At 68.6% G+C, this 16,812-nt stretch carries 9 protein-coding genes; 8 read left to right on the forward strand and 1 reads right to left on the reverse strand.

Annotated features, from left to right (window positions below):
• Window positions 1-53: 53 nt before the first annotated feature.
• The 8 genes from WMF36_RS40745 to WMF36_RS40780 all read left to right on the forward strand — a co-directional run bounded on the left by WMF36_RS40745 (window position 54) and on the right by WMF36_RS40780 (window position 15,558).
• A complete protein-coding gene (locus tag WMF36_RS40745; RefSeq protein WP_437576227.1) occupies window positions 54-4,109 on the forward strand; it encodes a TOMM system kinase/cyclase fusion protein in 4,056 nt (1,351 codons plus the stop codon).
• 27 nt (window positions 4,110-4,136) lie between these two features.
• Complete coding sequence (locus WMF36_RS40750) at window positions 4,137-4,997, forward strand: BMA_0021/BMA_0022 family TOMM bacteriocin (RefSeq protein WP_437576229.1); 861 nt, start codon at window positions 4,137-4,139, stop codon at window positions 4,995-4,997.
• A gap of 21 nt (window positions 4,998-5,018) precedes the next feature.
• Window positions 5,019-7,244 carry a TOMM precursor leader peptide-binding protein gene (locus WMF36_RS40755; protein WP_437576230.1) on the forward strand — a complete coding sequence of 742 codons (2,226 nt, stop codon included), beginning with the start codon at window positions 5,019-5,021 and terminating at the stop codon, window positions 7,242-7,244.
• Window positions 7,245-7,271: 27 nt separating this feature from the next.
• Entirely contained in the window at window positions 7,272-8,492 is a 1,221-nt protein-coding gene (locus WMF36_RS40760) for an amidohydrolase family protein (protein WP_437576231.1), read from the forward strand.
• 447 nt (window positions 8,493-8,939) lie between these two features.
• A complete protein-coding gene (locus WMF36_RS40765) occupies window positions 8,940-10,058 on the forward strand; it encodes a phytanoyl-CoA dioxygenase family protein (RefSeq protein WP_437576232.1) in 1,119 nt (372 codons plus the stop codon).
• Between the two features lie 72 nt (window positions 10,059-10,130).
• On the forward strand, window positions 10,131-11,750 hold the full coding sequence (locus WMF36_RS40770; protein WP_437576233.1) for a hypothetical protein: 1,620 nt from the start codon (window positions 10,131-10,133) through the stop codon (window positions 11,748-11,750).
• An 85-nt stretch (window positions 11,751-11,835) separates the two neighbouring features.
• The gene (locus WMF36_RS40775) at window positions 11,836-14,700 is read left to right on the forward strand and encodes a TIM-barrel domain-containing protein (RefSeq protein ID WP_437576234.1); all 2,865 of its coding nucleotides are present in this window, start codon (window positions 11,836-11,838) and stop codon (window positions 14,698-14,700) included.
• A gap of 420 nt (window positions 14,701-15,120) precedes the next feature.
• Window positions 15,121-15,558 carry a hypothetical protein gene (locus WMF36_RS40780; RefSeq protein WP_437576235.1) on the forward strand — a complete coding sequence of 146 codons (438 nt, stop codon included), beginning with the start codon at window positions 15,121-15,123 and terminating at the stop codon, window positions 15,556-15,558.
• Window positions 15,559-15,775: 217 nt separating this feature from the next.
• On the opposite strand, the gene WMF36_RS40785 is transcribed toward WMF36_RS40780, so the two are convergent.
• On the reverse strand, window positions 15,776-16,804 hold the full coding sequence (locus WMF36_RS40785) for a S1 family peptidase (protein ID WP_437576236.1): 1,029 nt from the start codon (window positions 16,802-16,804) through the stop codon (window positions 15,776-15,778).
• Window positions 16,805-16,812: the final 8 nt, after the last annotated feature.

Below are 16,812 nucleotides of genomic sequence, written 5' to 3' on the forward strand. Positions count from 1 at the left end.
GTGCCGGCGCGCTCCAAGTGCCTCGAGCGCCTCCAGCGACCATGAGATCGACCATGCAGCGCTACGTTGCGAACGGTGCAGCACTCGTACCAGGCACCACGTTCGAGGGGCGTTACGAGATCCTGGCCAAGCTCGGCGAGGGCGGCTTCGGCGTCGTGCACAAGGCCCGCCAGCTCACCACCGGGCAGCCGATCGCCTTGAAGATCCTGCGCCTCGCCGAGCAGGGAGGCGTCGCGCAGACCGACAGGCGGGTCACGCGCTTCCTGCGCGAGACGCGGCTCTGCGCCCAGCTTCACCACCCCAACATCGTCCAGCTCATCGACGCGGGGCAGATAGAGGATGGGACCCTCTACACCGCGTTCGCCTTCGCGCCCGGCGACAACCTCGCCGCGCTGCTCGAGAGAGAGGGCGCGCTCGCGCCGTCCGAGGCGCGGCACCTGATGCTCCAGATGCTCGACGCCCTCGCCTGCGCCCACGCAGCGGGCGTGGTCCACCGCGACCTCAAGCCCAGCAACATCATGGTGATCCCCACGGGCGCTCGCCGCAACGCGCTCGTGCTCGACTTCGGGATCGGCACCACGATCGACGTCGAACGATCCACGCGCCTGACCGGCAGCCACGACGCGCTGGGCACGCCCGGCTACGGGGCGCCGGAGCAGTGGCGCGGCGCAGAGCCCTCGCCGCGCGCGGATCTGTTCTCGTGGGGCCTCGTGTTCCTCGAGTGCCTGACGGGCAGGCCGGTGTACGGCGGCACCGAGGCCGAGGCCTTCTATCGCCTGCTTGGCCCCGATCCCGTCCCGATCCCAGCCGCGCTCGAGCGCCACCCGCTCGGCGACCTGCTCGCCCGCGCTCTCCGCAAGGACGTCGACGCGCGCGATGTCACCGCCCGTGGGCTCTTCGAGGCGCTCGACGCCTGCAACCTGCGCGGGTTGTCGCGCGAGGCGATGCTCGGCGCCGGCGTCTGCCCGTCCGGCGGGGACACGCGGTCGTTGTCCTCGACCGCGACGGTCGCCACGTCGCTCGACCGAGGGAGGGGGCCCGCTCCGCGCGCGTTCGACGGCGAGCGCCGGCAGCTGACGGCGCTCTGCTGTCGCCTGAGCGCGCGCGCCGACGCCGCGCAGGCCCTCGACGTCGAGGCGCTGGACGACCGCCTGCGCTCGGCGCTCGCCCTCTGCGCGGACGTCGGGCGCCGCCACGGGGGGTACGTGGCCGCGGCGCTCGGCGACGATCTGCTGGTCTACTTCGGCTACCCCAGCGCGGCGGAGGACGACGCCAAGCGCGCTGCCCGCGCGGCGCTGGCGATGGCCAGCGCCGCGCAGATCGAGCAGACCGAGGACGAGCCGATCGCTGCGCAGGGCGTCCGGATCGAGGTGAGCGTCGGCCTCCACACCGGCCTGGTCGTCGATGGGAATCTGGGGGATCTCGACGGCGCGTGCCTCGTCACCGGCGCCACCCCGCGGCTCGCCGCGCGGCTCGCCTCGCTGGCGCCGCCGGGATCCGTGACGGTCAGCGCCGCGTCGCAAGCGTTGCTGCGCGTCGCCTTCGACCTCGAGAGCGAAGGGGTCCGCTCCATCGAGGGAATCGCGGCGCCGGTGGAGACCTTCCGCCTCCGGCAGGAGCACGGCGACGCGGCGAGGTGGCCGACCCCCGACGGCTCGAAGGCGCCGATCTCCGGCCGAGAGCCGGAGATCGGGCTCCTCGTGGAGCGGTGGCGCCGCGCGTGCGAGGGGGCGGGCCAGTCGAGCCTCATCACAGGCGAGCCCGGCATCGGCAAGAGCTGCCTGGCGCGCGCGCTGCGCGATCGGCTAGCGCATGAGGCCCACACATTCCTGGAAACGCGGTGCTCGCCCGACACGCAAAACAGCCCCCTCCGTCCGGTGGTCGATCTCCTCGAGCGCGCGCTCGGGCTCGACCAGGAGCCCGACGCGGGCAGCAAGATCGCGCGGCTCGGGGGGGAGCTCACCGGCCACGGCTTCGCGCTGGCCGAGGCCATGCCGCTCTTCGTGCCGCTCTTCTCCCTGCCCCTCGGCGAACCGTACGCCCCGCTCAACGTCTCGGCGCAGCGGCAGAAGGCGCTGACGCTCCAGGCGATCGCATCGCTGCTCCTCGCGATGGCCGACGAGCGGCCCGTCCTCCTGTTGGCTGAAGATTTGCACTGGGCCGACCCCACCACGGTGGAGCTCCTCGCACAGCTCGTTCGCGAGGCGCCCGCGGTCCCTCTGTGCGTCGTCATGACGGCTCGACCGGAGTTCTCGCCCTCGTTCACGACGGCCGATGTGCTGCTGCTCCCTCTGAGCCGCCTGGAGCGCCCGCACATGGAGGAGATGCTCACCGGGCTTGTGGGCCACAAGGCGCTGCCTCCCGCCGTGATCGATCAGGTGGCGGACCGCGCGGACGGGGTGCCGCTCTTCGCGGAAGAGCTGCTCCGGATGATGGTGGACTCGGGGCTCCTCGTGGGGCGGGAGGATCGCTACGAGCTCACGGGACCGCTCTCGGGGGCAGCGATCCCGGGGACCCTGCGGGCACTGCTCACGGCGCGCCTGGATCGGCTGGAGCGCGCCAAGGAGACGGCCCAGCTCGCGGCCGCGCTGGGGCGGGAATTCCGCATCGAGGTGCTCTCGGCAGCGAGCCCGCTCGGCCCGGCGGCGGTGAAGGACGACCTGGAGCGGCTGATGAGCGCGGGGCTCCTGCTGCGCAAGCGGCGGCAGAAGGATGCGGTGGGGGTGTTCAAGCACGCGCTGGTGCGGGATGCGGCCTACGAGTCGCTCTCCACGGGGGCGCGGCGGAGGGTTCACGCGCGGATTGCTGCGACGCTGGAGGAGCGGTTTTCGGAGGTGGTCCGGACGCGGCCGGATCTGCTCGCGCACCATCACGCGGCGGCGGAGCAGAAAGGGCAGGCGGTCGGTTACGCGCAGCGGGCCGCGGAGCAGGCGCTGCAACGCTCGGCCTATCCCGAGGCCATCGCGCACGCGTCCCATGCTGTGGCGTGGGCCGAAGCGCTGCCGGGCGCCGAGGGGGTCGAGGCGGAGCTGGCCGCGAACGGCGTCTTGACCCAGGCCCTGATGGCGACCCTGGGCTGGGCCGATCCGCAGGTCAAGGCGACCGCTGATCGCTCGGCCAGCCTGTTGCAACGACTCGAGCAGGACAGCGAGCACCGGGTGCCGACGCTGTGGTTCCTGTTCACCTATCACCACGTGGCCAGCAACCGCCGGACCGCGCGCGGAATGGCGGAGGACCTGGTCGCCATCGCCGAGCGCTCCGGCGACCAGGGGCTCTGCGCTGCCGCCGCGGCGCTCCACGGCCTCGCCCTGTTCATGGATGGCGACCACGCGGACGCGAGCCGCGCCGTCGAGCGCGCCGTCGAGCGCTACGATCCCGAGCTGCACCGGGACCACGGGGCGCGCTTCGGGCTGGACTCGCTGGTCCTGGCGAAGTCGTTTGTGGCCCTGCTCCGCTGGTTCTCCGGGGACACCGCCTCTGCCTTCGCGCTCGTCGCGAGCGCCCTCGAGTGGGCTCGCGAGCTCGGCCACGTGCCCTCGATCGCCCTCTGTTTGATGTACGGGGGCATGGTCCACCAGCTCGCCGGCGACCGGAGCGCGGTCACCGCCATGGCCGGAGAGCTCCTCGCCCTGAGCGAGAAATACGGGCTACCTGCCTACGAAGGATACGGGGTGGCCCTCCACGACTGGGCGACCGGCGACGAGCAGCGCCCCCGGGCGATGGTGGGCGTCCTCTCCGACCTCGGGTGCAAGCTCGGCCTCTCGTACTACGCCTCGCTGGTCGCCGATACCCAGGCAGCGCGCGGCGAGCTCACCGCAGCCATCGAGTGCATCGACCGCTGTCTCTCGATGTGTCGTGAGAACGACGAGCACTTCTACGAGCCCGAGCTCCACCTTCGCCGGGCCATGGTCGAGGCGCGGCAGGATCCTGCGGCCGAAGGCGTGCGGACCTCGCTCGAGCGAGCGGCCCTCCTCGCGCGGCGCTTCGTCATGCCGAGGGTCGAGGCGCTGGCGATGCTGGAGCTGCTCCGGCGCTCCGGCGGCGACGAGCAGCGACGAGCGCGGCTCGACGAGCTGCTCATGCTTCACCCTGGCCTGCAAGCGATCTAGGCCGACAATCACGAAGGAGACGGTTTGATGAGCACGAACAAGTTGATGGAGTTTCGCGTGACCTACCTGCGCGCGATCGCAAAGGCGTGGGCCGAACCCGATTTCGAAAATAAGCTGCTCAACAACCCAACCCGTACGCTGCTCGATTATTTTGGCTTTGACTGGGGGATGTGGGAGAACGCATGCACCCTCCAGATCGTGAGCACCGGGCGCTCTCCAGGTCGGTTCGATCGGCGCGGCAACACCGCAAGCACCGAGCTCCCCCCGATGCGGTTCGAGTGGATCGGCGATGAGTGGGTCTGGTCCAAGAACCTGCTCGACAGCATGACGATGTACCTGCCGCTCACGGCCCCGTCCACGGAAGCGACCGAGCAGGCCATGGCGCTCGCGGATTATTACAGACAGCGCGCGTCGCTGTTCAGCGACGACTGGGGGACGGAGTACGGTCCGATCGGAAAGAAACCAGTCGCCATCGCGCCAGCCGTCGGCACGCAGAGCAACTCCCCTGTCGGCGGCTTCGTCCCGACGGACCAGGGGTTCGAGGCGTTCAAGGTTGTGCTGCTCGCGGCGATCGCCAAGGCCTGGGCCAGCGAGGACTTCAAGCAGATGCTCCTGATCGACTCCGCCGCAGCTATGCAGACCATCCGAGGTTACAAGCTGCCCTGGAACATGAACATCTGCATCATGAACGACGACGGGGCCAGCTGGACCAAGCCTGACGCGTCGAGCGATCCGCCGTCTCAGGGCCAGTCGTACTGGACGTTTTCTCGACCGCACACGCTCACGCTCTACCTGCCCACGGCGCCGAGCGACGAGAACGCCGAGCCCGTCGCGCTCGCCGTGTACAACGCCACGGGAGCAGAGTACCCCTTCACGTGCTGCTGCTAGCGGGCGGGGCCAGGACCGACGATGGAGCCTCTGGAGCTGAGCCAGGTGCTGGCGTTCAAGCCCACCCTGCGCGTCGAGCGCATGGATGCCGGCGCGGTATTCCTGATCGGCGAGCGCGAGCGCTTCGTCCTCTCCGGCGCCTGCACCGCCGAGGTGGCCGCGTTCGTTGACGGCCGGCGCACCGTGGGCGACATCCTGCGCGCGGCGCGCGGCCGGTTCTCCGAGCCCGAGGCCCTGTATGCCCTGAGCCGGCTCGCGGCGCGCGGCTACCTGGTCCCCGCAGCGCCAGAGCTTCCCCCCGAGAACGCAGCGTTCTGGCACGGGGTGGGTCTCGACGGCAAGGCGGCCGCCGAGGCCCTGAGCCGCACCCCCGTGTCGGTTCTGGCCATTGGCGAAGCCGCTCCCGCCGGGTGGATGACCGAGGCGCTCGAACAGGCGGGCGTGCGGATTGACGGCGAGGCGGCCGTGCAGGTGGTCGTGAGCGACGACTACCTGCGGCCCGAGCTTGCCGCGATCAACCGCCGCGCGCTGCGTGACGGGACGCCGTGGTTCCTGATCAAGCCTGCCGGCGTCCAGCCGCTCATCGGGCCCGGCTTCGAGCCCGGCGCCGACCCCTGCTGGGATTGCCTGGCGTTCTGGATGCGCCAGAACCGCCCGGTCGAGGAGCTGGTGCGCCGGCGCCGGGGGCACGAGGGGCACGTCCCTCCCCCCAGGGCGGCCACCGAGGCGAGCGTACGGACCGCCTGCGGGCTCGGGGCCTCGGCCATCGCCCGCACGCTCGCGAGGGGGGATACAAGCTCCACCCAGGCGCTCGGCGCCCGGGTGCTCGCCCTCGATCTGGCCACGTTCCAGATCACCGCGCACGCGGTCGTCCGGAGGCCGCAGTGCCCGGCGTGCGGAGATCCAGGGCGGATGGCGGCCGTCGGCGAGCGCCCGATCGAATTGCGGCCGGTGGAGAAGGCGCATTACGAGGACGGCGGATACCGCCGGCAGACCCCGCGGCGAACCTACGAGCGCTATCAGCACCTCGTCAGCCCGATCACCGGAGCCGTGACGCACCTCGTGCCGATGCCGGGACGGGACACCGAGCTCCGCGCCGTGTACGCGTCCGGTTACCTGGTCTGCCCTCGGGAGGGCGTCCCGCGCACCAACGTCTTCGACAAGGGCTGCGCCGGCAAGGGGCGCAGCGCGGACCAGGCCAGGGTGAGCGCGCTCTGCGAGGCCCTCGAGCGCTACAGCGGCGTGTACCAGGGGGACGAGGCGCGCGTCCACGGCAGCAAGGACGAGCTCGGCGCGGCGGCGCTGGCCCCCGGCGATCTGTTGAACTTCAGCGAGGCGCAGTATCGCGCGCGCGAGCGGCTCAACGCGCAGGCAGCGGATCGGCGCCAGGGGGTGCCCGAGCCGTTCAACGCCAGCATCCCCATTGACTGGACCCCGGCCTGGTCGCTGAGCAAGCGCGAGCGGCGCTACGTCCCGCTGGCCTACTGCTACGCCGAGGCCCCGGCCGAGAGCGGCACTGCGTTCTGCGGCCCGTGCAGCAACGGCGTGGCGGCCGGTACTTGCCTCGAGGAGGCCCTGTTGCAAGCCCTGCTCGAGCTGGTAGAGCGCGATGCCGCCGCGGTCTGGTGGTACAACCGGCTCGCTCGCCCGGCCGTCGACCTCGATAGCTTCGCGGATCCATACTTCGAGGCCCTCCAGGCCGACTACGCTCGTCTCGGTTGGGCCGTCTGGGTGCTCGATCTGACCCACGACCTCGGCATCCCCACCTGCGTGGCGCTCGCCCACGAGGCCCGGGCGGATCGGTTCGCCATCGGGTTCGGCTGCCACCTCGACCCGCGCCTCGCTGTGCAGCGATCGCTCACCGAGCTCAACCAGCTCTTCGATCCTGGTGGCGCGCGCCGGGCGCCGTGGGATCTCGAGCGGATGCCTGCCCGCGCGTATCTCTTCGCCAACCCCGACCTCCCGCAGGTCGCGGCCGAGAGCTTGCCCCGGATCTGCGGCCCCGATCTGCGCGCTGACATCCAGGAATGCATGAGGCGCCTCGGCGAGGCGGGCCTGGAGCTCGTCGTCGTGGACAAGACCCGCCCCGATATCGGCTTGCCCGTGGTCCAGGTGGTCGTCCCGGGGTTGCGCCATTTCTGGCCTCGGTTCGGCCCAGGGAGGCTCTACCAGGTACCGTGCGCGCTGGGGTGGCTCCCCCGCCCGCGCGACGAGGGCGAGCTCAACCCGGTTTCTCTGTTCGTCTAGCCGCCTATAGCCGCCGAGGAGCTGCGCATGCGAGATGGCTTCCGGATCATGGATGTGGACCGTCACGTCTCCGAACCCATTGCCCTCTGGGCGGAGTACCTGCCGGCGCAGATGCGGGCGTATGCTCCTCGGCTCGCGCCCTTCGGCCCCCCCGAGCCCCTGGCCGAGCGGATGAAGCGCCTGGGCGAGCACGCGCTCCTGCCCACGCCCCCCATCCTCTGTGTGGCCGGCGAGCCGATCCTGCGTGTCCCCGAGGTGGCTTACATCGAGCTCGGGCTTGTCGCCGAGCGCCGCCGCGAGCTCCTCGCCACCTCGGGGACGCCTCGGGGGCACCTCGCCGAGATGGACGCGACCGGCGTTGACGTCGCCGTCTTGCTCCCGACGTACGCGTCCTACCTCGTCCACAATGACGCCATCGACGCCGAGCGCTCACGCGCCTACGCCGGCGCCTACAATCGATGGCTGCGCGATTTCTGCGCGAGCGCGCCGGAGAGGCTCCTCGGCCCGGCGCTGCTATCACGCCATGATCCGGAGGCCATGGCGGGCGATCTGGAGCAGGCAGCGCGCGACGGCGCACGCTCCGTGGTGCTCCGGCCCAACCCGGTGCAGGGCCGCACGCTGAGCGCGCCTGCCCACGCGCGGTTCTGGGCGGCTTGCGAGCACCACGAGCTCACCGTCCTCCTCCACGAAGGCACGCACGCGCGCGTCTTCGCGGCGGGGGCCGATCGCTTCGAGACCCGCTTCGGCCAGCATGCCTGCTCGCACCCGATGGAGGCGATGATGGCGCTGCTCTCGCTCATCGAGGGTGGCGTCCTCGAGGCCCACCCGACGCTGCGGGTGGGCCTGCTCGAGGCGGGGTGCGGCTTTCTGCCTTACTGGCTCTGGCGGCTCGACCACATCGAATACGCGCAGCTGCGCGGCGAGGTGCGCCGTCGGGTGCGCCGGCCGCCCTCGGAGTATTTCCAGCGGCAGTGCTGGATCGCGCTCGAGCCCACCGAGGCGATGCTCGACCGGGTGGTAACAGAGATCGGCGCTCCGCGGATGGTGTTCGGAACCGATTTCCCCCACCTCGACCATGGCCCCGGGATGGTCGACGAGTTGCTGGCTCAACGGGGCGCGCTCGGCGATGAAGCGCTGCGGACGATCCTCTGGGATAGCCCGTGCGGCTTGATGGGCATGGCCCCCAGCGCGTGGCCCCCGGCCGCCGTCAGCGATCCAGCGGGCCAGCGCGAGCGCCGTAAGATCTAGCGCCGCCCGGGCGCTCGTGGGCAAGGCGACCCGGGGCGGCGCCATGAACCCCCCGCGCGATGAACGGCGAGCGGCGCGACCGGCCGCCGGCCGTCTCCGGGAGGGACGCAGCGCGTCCGGTTGGGACGCGGCGGCGGCGGCAGCAGCAGCAAGTCTCCACGACGACGTCGTCCCCCGCGCTCTCTCCCATCGCTCGCGCACACATAGCAATCCCGGCGGCCCGCCTCATTTCATGGGTGGCACACGTCGTGCAATTCCATTGCGTGCGTGGCGTGCTGGGCTCGGTGCACGGTGCCCGCTCGACCACGCCCGCGAACGCACGACGCGCGCACGGATGCGCTGCGCCCCCGCAGCCTTCTCCAGCTCTGCCACCGGATCAACGCCATGCGGTGAGCGTTGATGGACGTGCCAATCATCGCGAGGGAGGGTTCCCTCGCCGGAATTGCCATGAATTTGAGTAACCAGCGACTCATCGAGATCTATCTGCAGCACGGCGAGAGCCTGATCGCCAGATCCGAGGGGGGGACGCCGGTCAAGTGCGAGCCGCACCCGAGCCTGCCGGATATCTATACCGTCGACGCAGGCAAGCTGGCCCCCGGCGAGCCGTTCCGATACGTGGTGTGCCGCGCCGATGGCACCGAGAGAGCAGAGCGGTTCTTCGCCCACTCACTCGACCAAGGCGGGCCGGTGGACGTGTGGGAGGGGATCCGGGCCGTCGACAACGCGTTTTACGCGGCCGAGGTCAAGGAGCACTTCGAGCGCTGCGGGTTCGCCGTGGTCCGAGGCGTCCTGTCTGCCGACGTGGTGAGCGCCTTGCGCGCTGTCGTCGATCCCCTCATCGCCGACGTATGGAGGGAGGGCAGGGCTGCGCACCGGGACAAGATCAACCTGGAGAAGATCCTGCTCCGTGTCCCCTATCTCCTCCATGCGATGGCCGAGAAGCTGGGGCCGCTCCTGCAGCGCATCGTGGGAGACGAGGTGTTCCTCGAGTACGAGCAGGTCATGGTGGTGCGCGCAGGCTCATCGTATGCCACCCGGCGCCATCGGGATGTCGACGGCGGCAAGGACGGCCTCTCCGAGGCTTCCAAGCGCCACAAGGGCTCTGTGCACCTCTGGATCCCCCTCGTCGACATCGACGAGACGCGGGCGTGCATGTACGTCGATCCGTTCGACGCGCCCGAGCGGTCCATCACGATGGAGATGCGGGCCGGCGACGCGCTGCTCCTGCACAACTATGTATGGCACGGGAGCCGCGCCAACGCGTCCGCGGAGGATCGTATCTCCTGGCTCCTGAACCTGGCGCCCTCGCCGAGCCGCGATGAAGCCAACCCCGATGCCGATCTCAACCTTCAGATCCTCCGGGGCGGTGCGCCCACCGATCTGTCCCCTGACGTGTGCTGCCGGCTGGCCCGGGAGAAGCACGCGTTCTTGAACCTGTTTGACGCGTTCTTCACCTATGATCCATTCCTCCTGCGGATGGTCCACCCGGACAATCGCCGGGTGAGCCCCGAGCGCCCGCTCCCGTCGCGCAAGGCTGAAGGCCTCGCAGACCGCACCGCGGGCTGAGCGGGCCGCAGCGACCCGCCTCCTGCCGGATGTGTATCTGCCACCCAGGCCTCTCGACAAAAGGACACCTTGATGCTCTCAAAGAACTTTGACAGATCCGCCGCTGCCCTCGTGCTCGCCGCGTGCTCCTCTGCGTGCGGAGGCGCCGCGCAGACCTCCACGAATCCTGGAAGCGGGGCCACCACCCCGCCGGTGCTGGCCTCCCAGCTGCCCTCGTCGGCGGACCAGTGCCAGCCGACGTCGGTGCAGGCCGCACCGGCGCCACAGCCGCCTCTCCTCGTCACGAGCTTCGCGGACGTCACCCCCAGGTTCGCGGGCGCTCCGAAGCTCCAGTCCTTCGCGTTCGCCCGGTACACCCAGGGGCTCAAGCAGTACTGGGTCTTCATCGCCGGGCGGACCAACGGGTTCCACGGATTCTCCACCGGCGACGAAGACTTCCCCGCGGCGAGCGCGAACACCAAGATCTGGGTGCTCGAGGATGTCTATGGCACCCCCAAGGTGCACTCGATGGATGTATCCCAGCTTCCATCCAAGTTCAGCGCGATCATGCCGCAATGGAAGTCGTCGAATCCGCTCTTTTACCAGGACTACTCGAGCGGCCTCCTGTACATCGCAGGCGGCTACGGACCGGACGCCGGCGGAAAATACCAGACGTTCCCCCTCCTCTCTGCCGTGAACATCGGTGATCTCGTCCAGGCGGTGACGTCCAACAATCCGTACCTCCTCAGCAACTCGATCGCGTTCGTGAGCTCACCGCTCGTGCAGTCGACCGGCGCCGAGCTGCTCAAGCTTGCGGACGGCAATTTCTATGTGGTCATGGGCCACAACTTCCAGGGTAAGTACACCGATGTCCTCAACGGCGCGCCCGGGGCCTCGCAGACGTACCTGAAGGCGATCAACCAGTTCAGCGTGACCACGAACACAAGCCAGAACACCATCACCCTGAAGCCGGGGAAGGTGTTCACCAACGCGGACCAGTTCGGGCGGCGCGACCTCAACGTGACCTACACCGTGATGCCGGACGGACAGGCGGGGATCGGCGCCTACGGCGGCGTATTCACCGCGAGCCCGGTGCAGCTCAATTACTCCTTCCCCATCTACCTGGGCCCGGGTCAGGGTACGCAGACGCCGATCATCGACACCGCCTACGAGCAGAAAATGAGCGCCTATTCGTGCGCCAAGGTGGTGCTCTACAGCAAGTCCAAGCAGACCACCTACACCACCTTCTTCGGTGGCATCAGCCGGTGGCGCTTCGACGACACGATCAACGATTTCGTGGAGAACTCGCGCTTCGGCCACGGCGGCCCCCCGAAGGTGCCCAACTTCAGCGATGGAATGCCCTGGATCAACACCATCACCACGCTCGCGCACACGTGGACCAGCCCGACGACCGGAACGACGTCCGAGGTCGCCCAGCCCACCACCAAGCTGCCGGCTTACCTGGGCACCGAGACCTTGTTCATCCCGCGCACCGCGGGGCTCCCGGGCCTCAACTCATTCAAGGAGGACATCATCGATTTCGATGCTCTCCCGAAAGGGATCCCGTTCTCCCTCGGATACCTCTACGGGGGCATCGTGGCGATGCCACAAAAATTCTATCTGGGTGTGCAGTCCGACTCGGGGCAGACACCCAACGCGATCAACGACAAGATCTACGAGGTGTTCGTGCAGATACCCGCGACCTCGAACTAGCGCGCCGCGCAGCTGAGAATCGAGGCGAGGCGCCGTTCACCAGCGGCGACGAGACAAGCAGAAGAAACATCGAAGGGTCATTCTCATGAACTACCAATACGTGCAGGTCAACGCCTTCGTGCCGAACAGCACGTGCGGCTGGAGCGGCTTCGGCGACGTCGTATCCTACAAGCCATCAGGCTCGGGCACCGGCTTTCTGCTCAGCGACTGCAACGACCGGGCGCTCTTGCTCGATTTCCTGTCGCCGACGGCGCTCCGGGTCCGCTTCAACGCGACCGCGACGGGCTACGACGACGGCGGCGCCTCGTACGCCGTCGTCAACCGGAACCTCGGCCCGGTGACGCCGCGGGTCGTCAGCGATACCAGCTCGCTCTTGACGATCGACACCGGCGCCATGCAGGTGAAGGTGCAGAAGCAGCCCTTCTCGCTCGCGATCTACCGCGACGGGCAGCTCATCCACGCCGACGCGGCGGTGAGCGGCGCCAACAAGGGCCTGCTGTACGTGGACGGGCAGCCGGCCGTCGCGTCGATCAAGGTCGCTCCGGAGAACGCCGTCTACGTAGGGTTGGGTGAGAAGGCGGGCTCGACGCTCAAGAAGAACGGTTTTTCGATGACGTTCTTCAACTACGACAACTTCAAATACGGGGGCAGCGCGGTCATTCCCCCGCCACCCGCCGAAGGCTGCGGCGGCCCCCTGAACCCCAGCGAGCCGCTCTACAACTCGATCCCGCTGCTCATCGAGGTGAACCCGAACCCGACGGGCGCGTACGCGGGGCGGCCGTACAGCTACGGCATCTTCCTCGATAACCCGGCGCAGACCTACTTCAACATCGGCGCGGACGTGCCGACGGTGTGCCCCTCGTTCAGCATGCAGGGAATGTATTACTTCGGGGCCCTCTACGGCGACCTGGATTACTATTTTCTCCTCGGCGACGGCGTCCCGTCCTTGGTCGACCAGTACACCCAACTCACGGGGCGGCCGGCCATGGTGCCGAGGTACGTGTTCGGCTATCATCAAGGCGCCTATGGCTACTACAGCCGCCAGGTGCTCGAGAAGGTGGCGGAGTCGTTCCGGAGCGCGAAATTCCCGATCGACGGCCTGCACATCGACGTCGACTTTCAGAACAATTACCGCACGTTCACGAGCAGCGACGAGAAGTTCCCGGACGTCGCCGATATGTTCTCCCAGCTCGCCGAGAACGGCTTCAAATGCAGCACGAACATCACCGCGCTCGTGACGTGCAACCCCTACGATGAGAAGGGACTGGACTACGATGCGGGCGGCCTCCGGTACACGACCCGCGACGAGGGCATGGAGAACAACTACTTCATCTTCAATACACGCGTGGGCCAGGGGCAGAGCTCCCAGCAGTTCATCTCCCAGGAGAACTACGGGGTGAACTACGGCCTGAACCCGTTCACATGCCCGCCCCTGCAGAAGAACTCCCAGGGGAACACGCCGCTCATCTCGTGCGGCTTCTACCCGAACCTGGGCGACCCGAACGTGCAGGCCTGGTGGGGCCAGCAGTACGAGTACCTCCTCTCTGCTGGCCTCGAGATGATCTGGCAGGACATGACCTGCCCGGCTATCGAATACGATCGCACACCGCAGGCTGGCACCTACGTACCCTACGAGCAGCTCCTCGATCATGATACGAACGACCACGACGACTGCGACAGCATCAAGACGCTGCCGCTGGACCTCATGATGGTAGGCCCGGACGGCGAGACCTATCAGCCGCACGCGCTCATCCACAACGGGTACGCGCTGTCCCTGTGCAAGGCCACGTTCAATGGCATCAACTCGCTCCGGCCGGGGCGGCGCAACTTCATCATCGCGCGCGGCGGATACGCGGGCATCCAGCGTTATGCGGCGCTATGGACCGGCGACTCGGCGTCGAGCTGGGACTTCTTGAAGATCAACGTCCCGGAGGTGCTCAACGTCGGCCTGTCGGGCGTGCCCATCTCGGGCTGCGACATCGGCGGCTTCGCCACGGGCTCAGGCTCGACGCAGGAGGGCTACGTGACGGATCCGGCGCTGTTCGTGCGCTGGATGAACCTCGGCGCCTTCCTGCCCTGGTACCGCAATCACTATGACCACTACGAGAAGTGGTACCAGGAGCCTTACAATTATGGGGAGCCATACCTGTCGTATTGCCGCAAGTACGTCGAGCTGCGCTACCGACTGAACCAGGTCTTCTATGACGCGATGTACCGAGCCACGCAGACGGGCATGCCCATCTGCCGCGCCATGTTCCTGAGCTTCCCGGACGACGTCGAGGTCTACAATCACCTCGACGACCAATTTTTCCTGGGAGACTTCCTCCTGATCGCGCCGATCATCGACGAGGGTGATACGCGGAACATTTACCTGCCGCTGGGCGCGGACTGGTATCCTTTCCCCGAGGAGGGCGCGCTCGGCGCCAGGGTGGCCGGAGGGACGAACATCGGCGTCACGTCCGGGACCACGCCCTACTATGCCCCCCTCGGCGTCGTGCCTATCTACGTTCAGGCCGGGGGCATCCTGCCCATGCGCGAGCTCGAGCAATGGGTGGGCCAGCTCCCCCAGAATATCTTGACGATCACGGTCTTTCCAGGGCCGAGCTCGTCGTACACGCTCTATCAGGACGACGGGATCAGCACGGGCTCGTCCTACCGCCTCTCGACGATCACGCAGGAGACGACCTCGACCAGCCGCAGCGTCCGCGTGACGCGGAAGGTCGACCAGTACACGCCGCCCGAGCCGTACTACTACGTCGCGCTGCTCGGGGTGACGGCGGCGCCGTCGAGCGTGACAGCAGGCAAAACCACGATCCCCTTCGTGGCAGATGCCTCGAGCCTGTCGGCCTCTGCCTCGAACGCCTATACGTACGATGCGACCACAGACACGGTCACGATGAAGATCTTCGACACCCGCGCGGACATCACCGTGAACGCCACGCTGGCCTGACGAGGTCCATCGCCGTGGGCGCCGCGCGGGCAGCCCTGGGGGGATCGCCCCCCGGGACCGGACGGGGAGACGGCCGGGCCCAGGACCGCGGGACGCCGGTCACCTGCTCAGCGTAGCGTCTCTGCAGCAAGCGCCGCGTCGCCTGGAGACGCAGGCCTCGCGCCCACGGGCGCGCGCGCACCCGTCTCGCCTCGACGCGAGCCCGCGTCCCTGGGTCTCGACGGGCTCGCGGCTGCGCCTCCGCGCGACGCCTGGCGCCCGCGAGGGAAGTCGAGCGCATGGCACGCCCGCTGCAAACAACAGAGATCGGGGAGAATCAACGGAAGTCGAAGGAAATCAACGGAGTTCACTGGGCGGGCGGGCGGCCAGCCGGCAGCTGGCGCCCGGCAGCCCCACACCGCGTCACTTGAGGAGACTACCATGTCCGTACCGTCTGCGAACTTTCAGTTCAACGCCAGCCGTGGGTCGTATAACTTTGAGATGTCCTCATGCAACCCACAGCAACCTGTCAGCTTCATGCTGCCGAGTCAGGCCTACGATCCGAATCGGCTGCAAGACAGCGGGAATCTAGGCGTCATGGGGGGCATCCGCATCGTCAGCGTCACCACGTTCCCTCGAATCGCCATACCGACCACCTGGAACCAGAACCCTATCAAGCTGGTCGTCTACGCTGTCACTACAGGTAAAGGAGAGTATACCGGAGACTCAGCCGTGTTTTATGGGTACTACCTCGGCTACGGCGGGGAGGGGCTTGGCTTCTACCTGAACCAGGAGCAGAGCACCACGGCTGGTCAATACGGGCGCGCGGGGATCGGCGGCGGTTTCAACAACTCGTCGCGAACTCTATTCCTCCCCTGAGCCCGCTTACGAGGGTGGATCGCCACCTGGAAGACGTCGTCGAGCAGCCACTTCGCCCCTATCCCGATGCGATCACGCAGATTCGGGACCAGGACCTGGAAACAGCCGAGGCTCACGCCGCGCGGATTCCAGCCGGCAGGCGATCGACAGGGGTGGCTGTCCGTGAGGATCGCTATCGGCCGCAGCCTGGGCTGCCTCCGAGGTGCGTCCTCCAGCGCTAGCTGGTCGGCATCGCCGTCCGGCACCGGCGCGCCCTGGATCGTCGCAGGAACGTCACGATGGCGCTCGCCATCAACGCTGGCGCTCCGATGCCCCTGCGGTCCAGGGGGCGCCCGGCGCGGCCGACGGCGCATCCGCCCGGCGGGTCTCCGTCGAAGCCCGCCGCCGGCGTGGCGCCTCCGCCCGCGACAGGCACCTCTCCGTCGGCGTTCTCCTCGATCCAGCGGCCGTATGCGGGCACGAGCGTGTAGATCCCGCCGTCTCCGCAGTCGGGGCCGGCGGGCGAGCCGAGCGCGCGGACGCTGATGCCGAGGAGGTGCGCCTCTCCCGCGATCATGAGGCACGCAGGCCCGCCCGAATCCCCGGAGCAGCTGTCCGGCGACCCGGGAGCGCCGGCCGAGAGCTCGGTCGCGTTCCGCTCCTGGAAGGGCGTCTCGCCGACGTACAGCGCGCCGGAGGGCTGGCCAGGCTCGCCCCGGGCGCCGTAGCCGGCGATCACGACCGGTGCGCCCTCGTCCAGCAGGTCGTCCAGCGCGTCGGGCGGGACCAGCGGAACCGGGTTCATCGTCGTCACCGGGGTCTCCAGCAGCAAGAGCGCGATGTCCTCCGCCCGGGCGAGCTTCCTCGCGTCGATCGTGCCAGGCGCCGGGAAGTCCTGGTGTCGGACGACCTTGCGAACACGGAAGATCTGCTCGGGCGACGCGTCCGTCACGTCGAGCGCGCCCGCCGCCACCCGCAGGTTCGCGGGCCCGAGCTCGGCGAGGATCTCCCCGGTGATCTCGTCCTGCAGCACGACACAGTGGGCCGCGGTGACGACACAGCTCGGGGAGATGAGGACGCCCGAGCACTCCTGGGCATCCTCGCTGTCCAGCACGGCGACGGCGCCGAAGAGGGCGTCGGGGGTCGCCGGTCTCCCGTCCTTGATCGCGAGAGACTGCTCGTCCACGGGGTCTCCGGGCAGGGCGTGCGAGCACCCCGCGAACCCGCCGAGGGCCGCGCAGGCGAGAGCGAGGAGGCGTGGGCTCATGTCACGCA

It is taken from the genome of Sorangium sp. So ce887, from assembly GCF_051521455.1.
GTDB lineage: Bacteria > Myxococcota_A > Polyangia > Polyangiales > Polyangiaceae > Sorangium.

Excerpts from the sequence above, each read along its gene's own strand:
- WMF36_RS40745 (WP_437576227.1), top strand. The coding sequence starts at position 54 with ATGCAGCGCTACGTTGCGAACGGTGCAGCACTCGTACCAGGCACCACG.
- WMF36_RS40750 (WP_437576229.1), top strand. The coding sequence starts at position 4,137 with ATGAGCACGAACAAGTTGATGGAGTTTCGCGTGACCTACCTGCGCGCG.
- WMF36_RS40755 (WP_437576230.1), top strand. The coding sequence starts at position 5,019 with ATGGAGCCTCTGGAGCTGAGCCAGGTGCTGGCGTTCAAGCCCACCCTG.
- WMF36_RS40760 (WP_437576231.1), top strand. The coding sequence starts at position 7,272 with ATGCGAGATGGCTTCCGGATCATGGATGTGGACCGTCACGTCTCCGAA.
- WMF36_RS40765 (WP_437576232.1), top strand. The coding sequence starts at position 8,940 with ATGAATTTGAGTAACCAGCGACTCATCGAGATCTATCTGCAGCACGGC.
- WMF36_RS40770 (WP_437576233.1), top strand. The coding sequence starts at position 10,131 with ATGCTCTCAAAGAACTTTGACAGATCCGCCGCTGCCCTCGTGCTCGCC.
- WMF36_RS40775 (WP_437576234.1), top strand. The coding sequence starts at position 11,836 with ATGAACTACCAATACGTGCAGGTCAACGCCTTCGTGCCGAACAGCACG.
- WMF36_RS40780 (WP_437576235.1), top strand. The coding sequence starts at position 15,121 with ATGTCCGTACCGTCTGCGAACTTTCAGTTCAACGCCAGCCGTGGGTCG.
- WMF36_RS40785 (WP_437576236.1), bottom strand. The coding sequence starts at position 16,804 with ATGAGCCCACGCCTCCTCGCTCTCGCCTGCGCGGCCCTCGGCGGGTTC.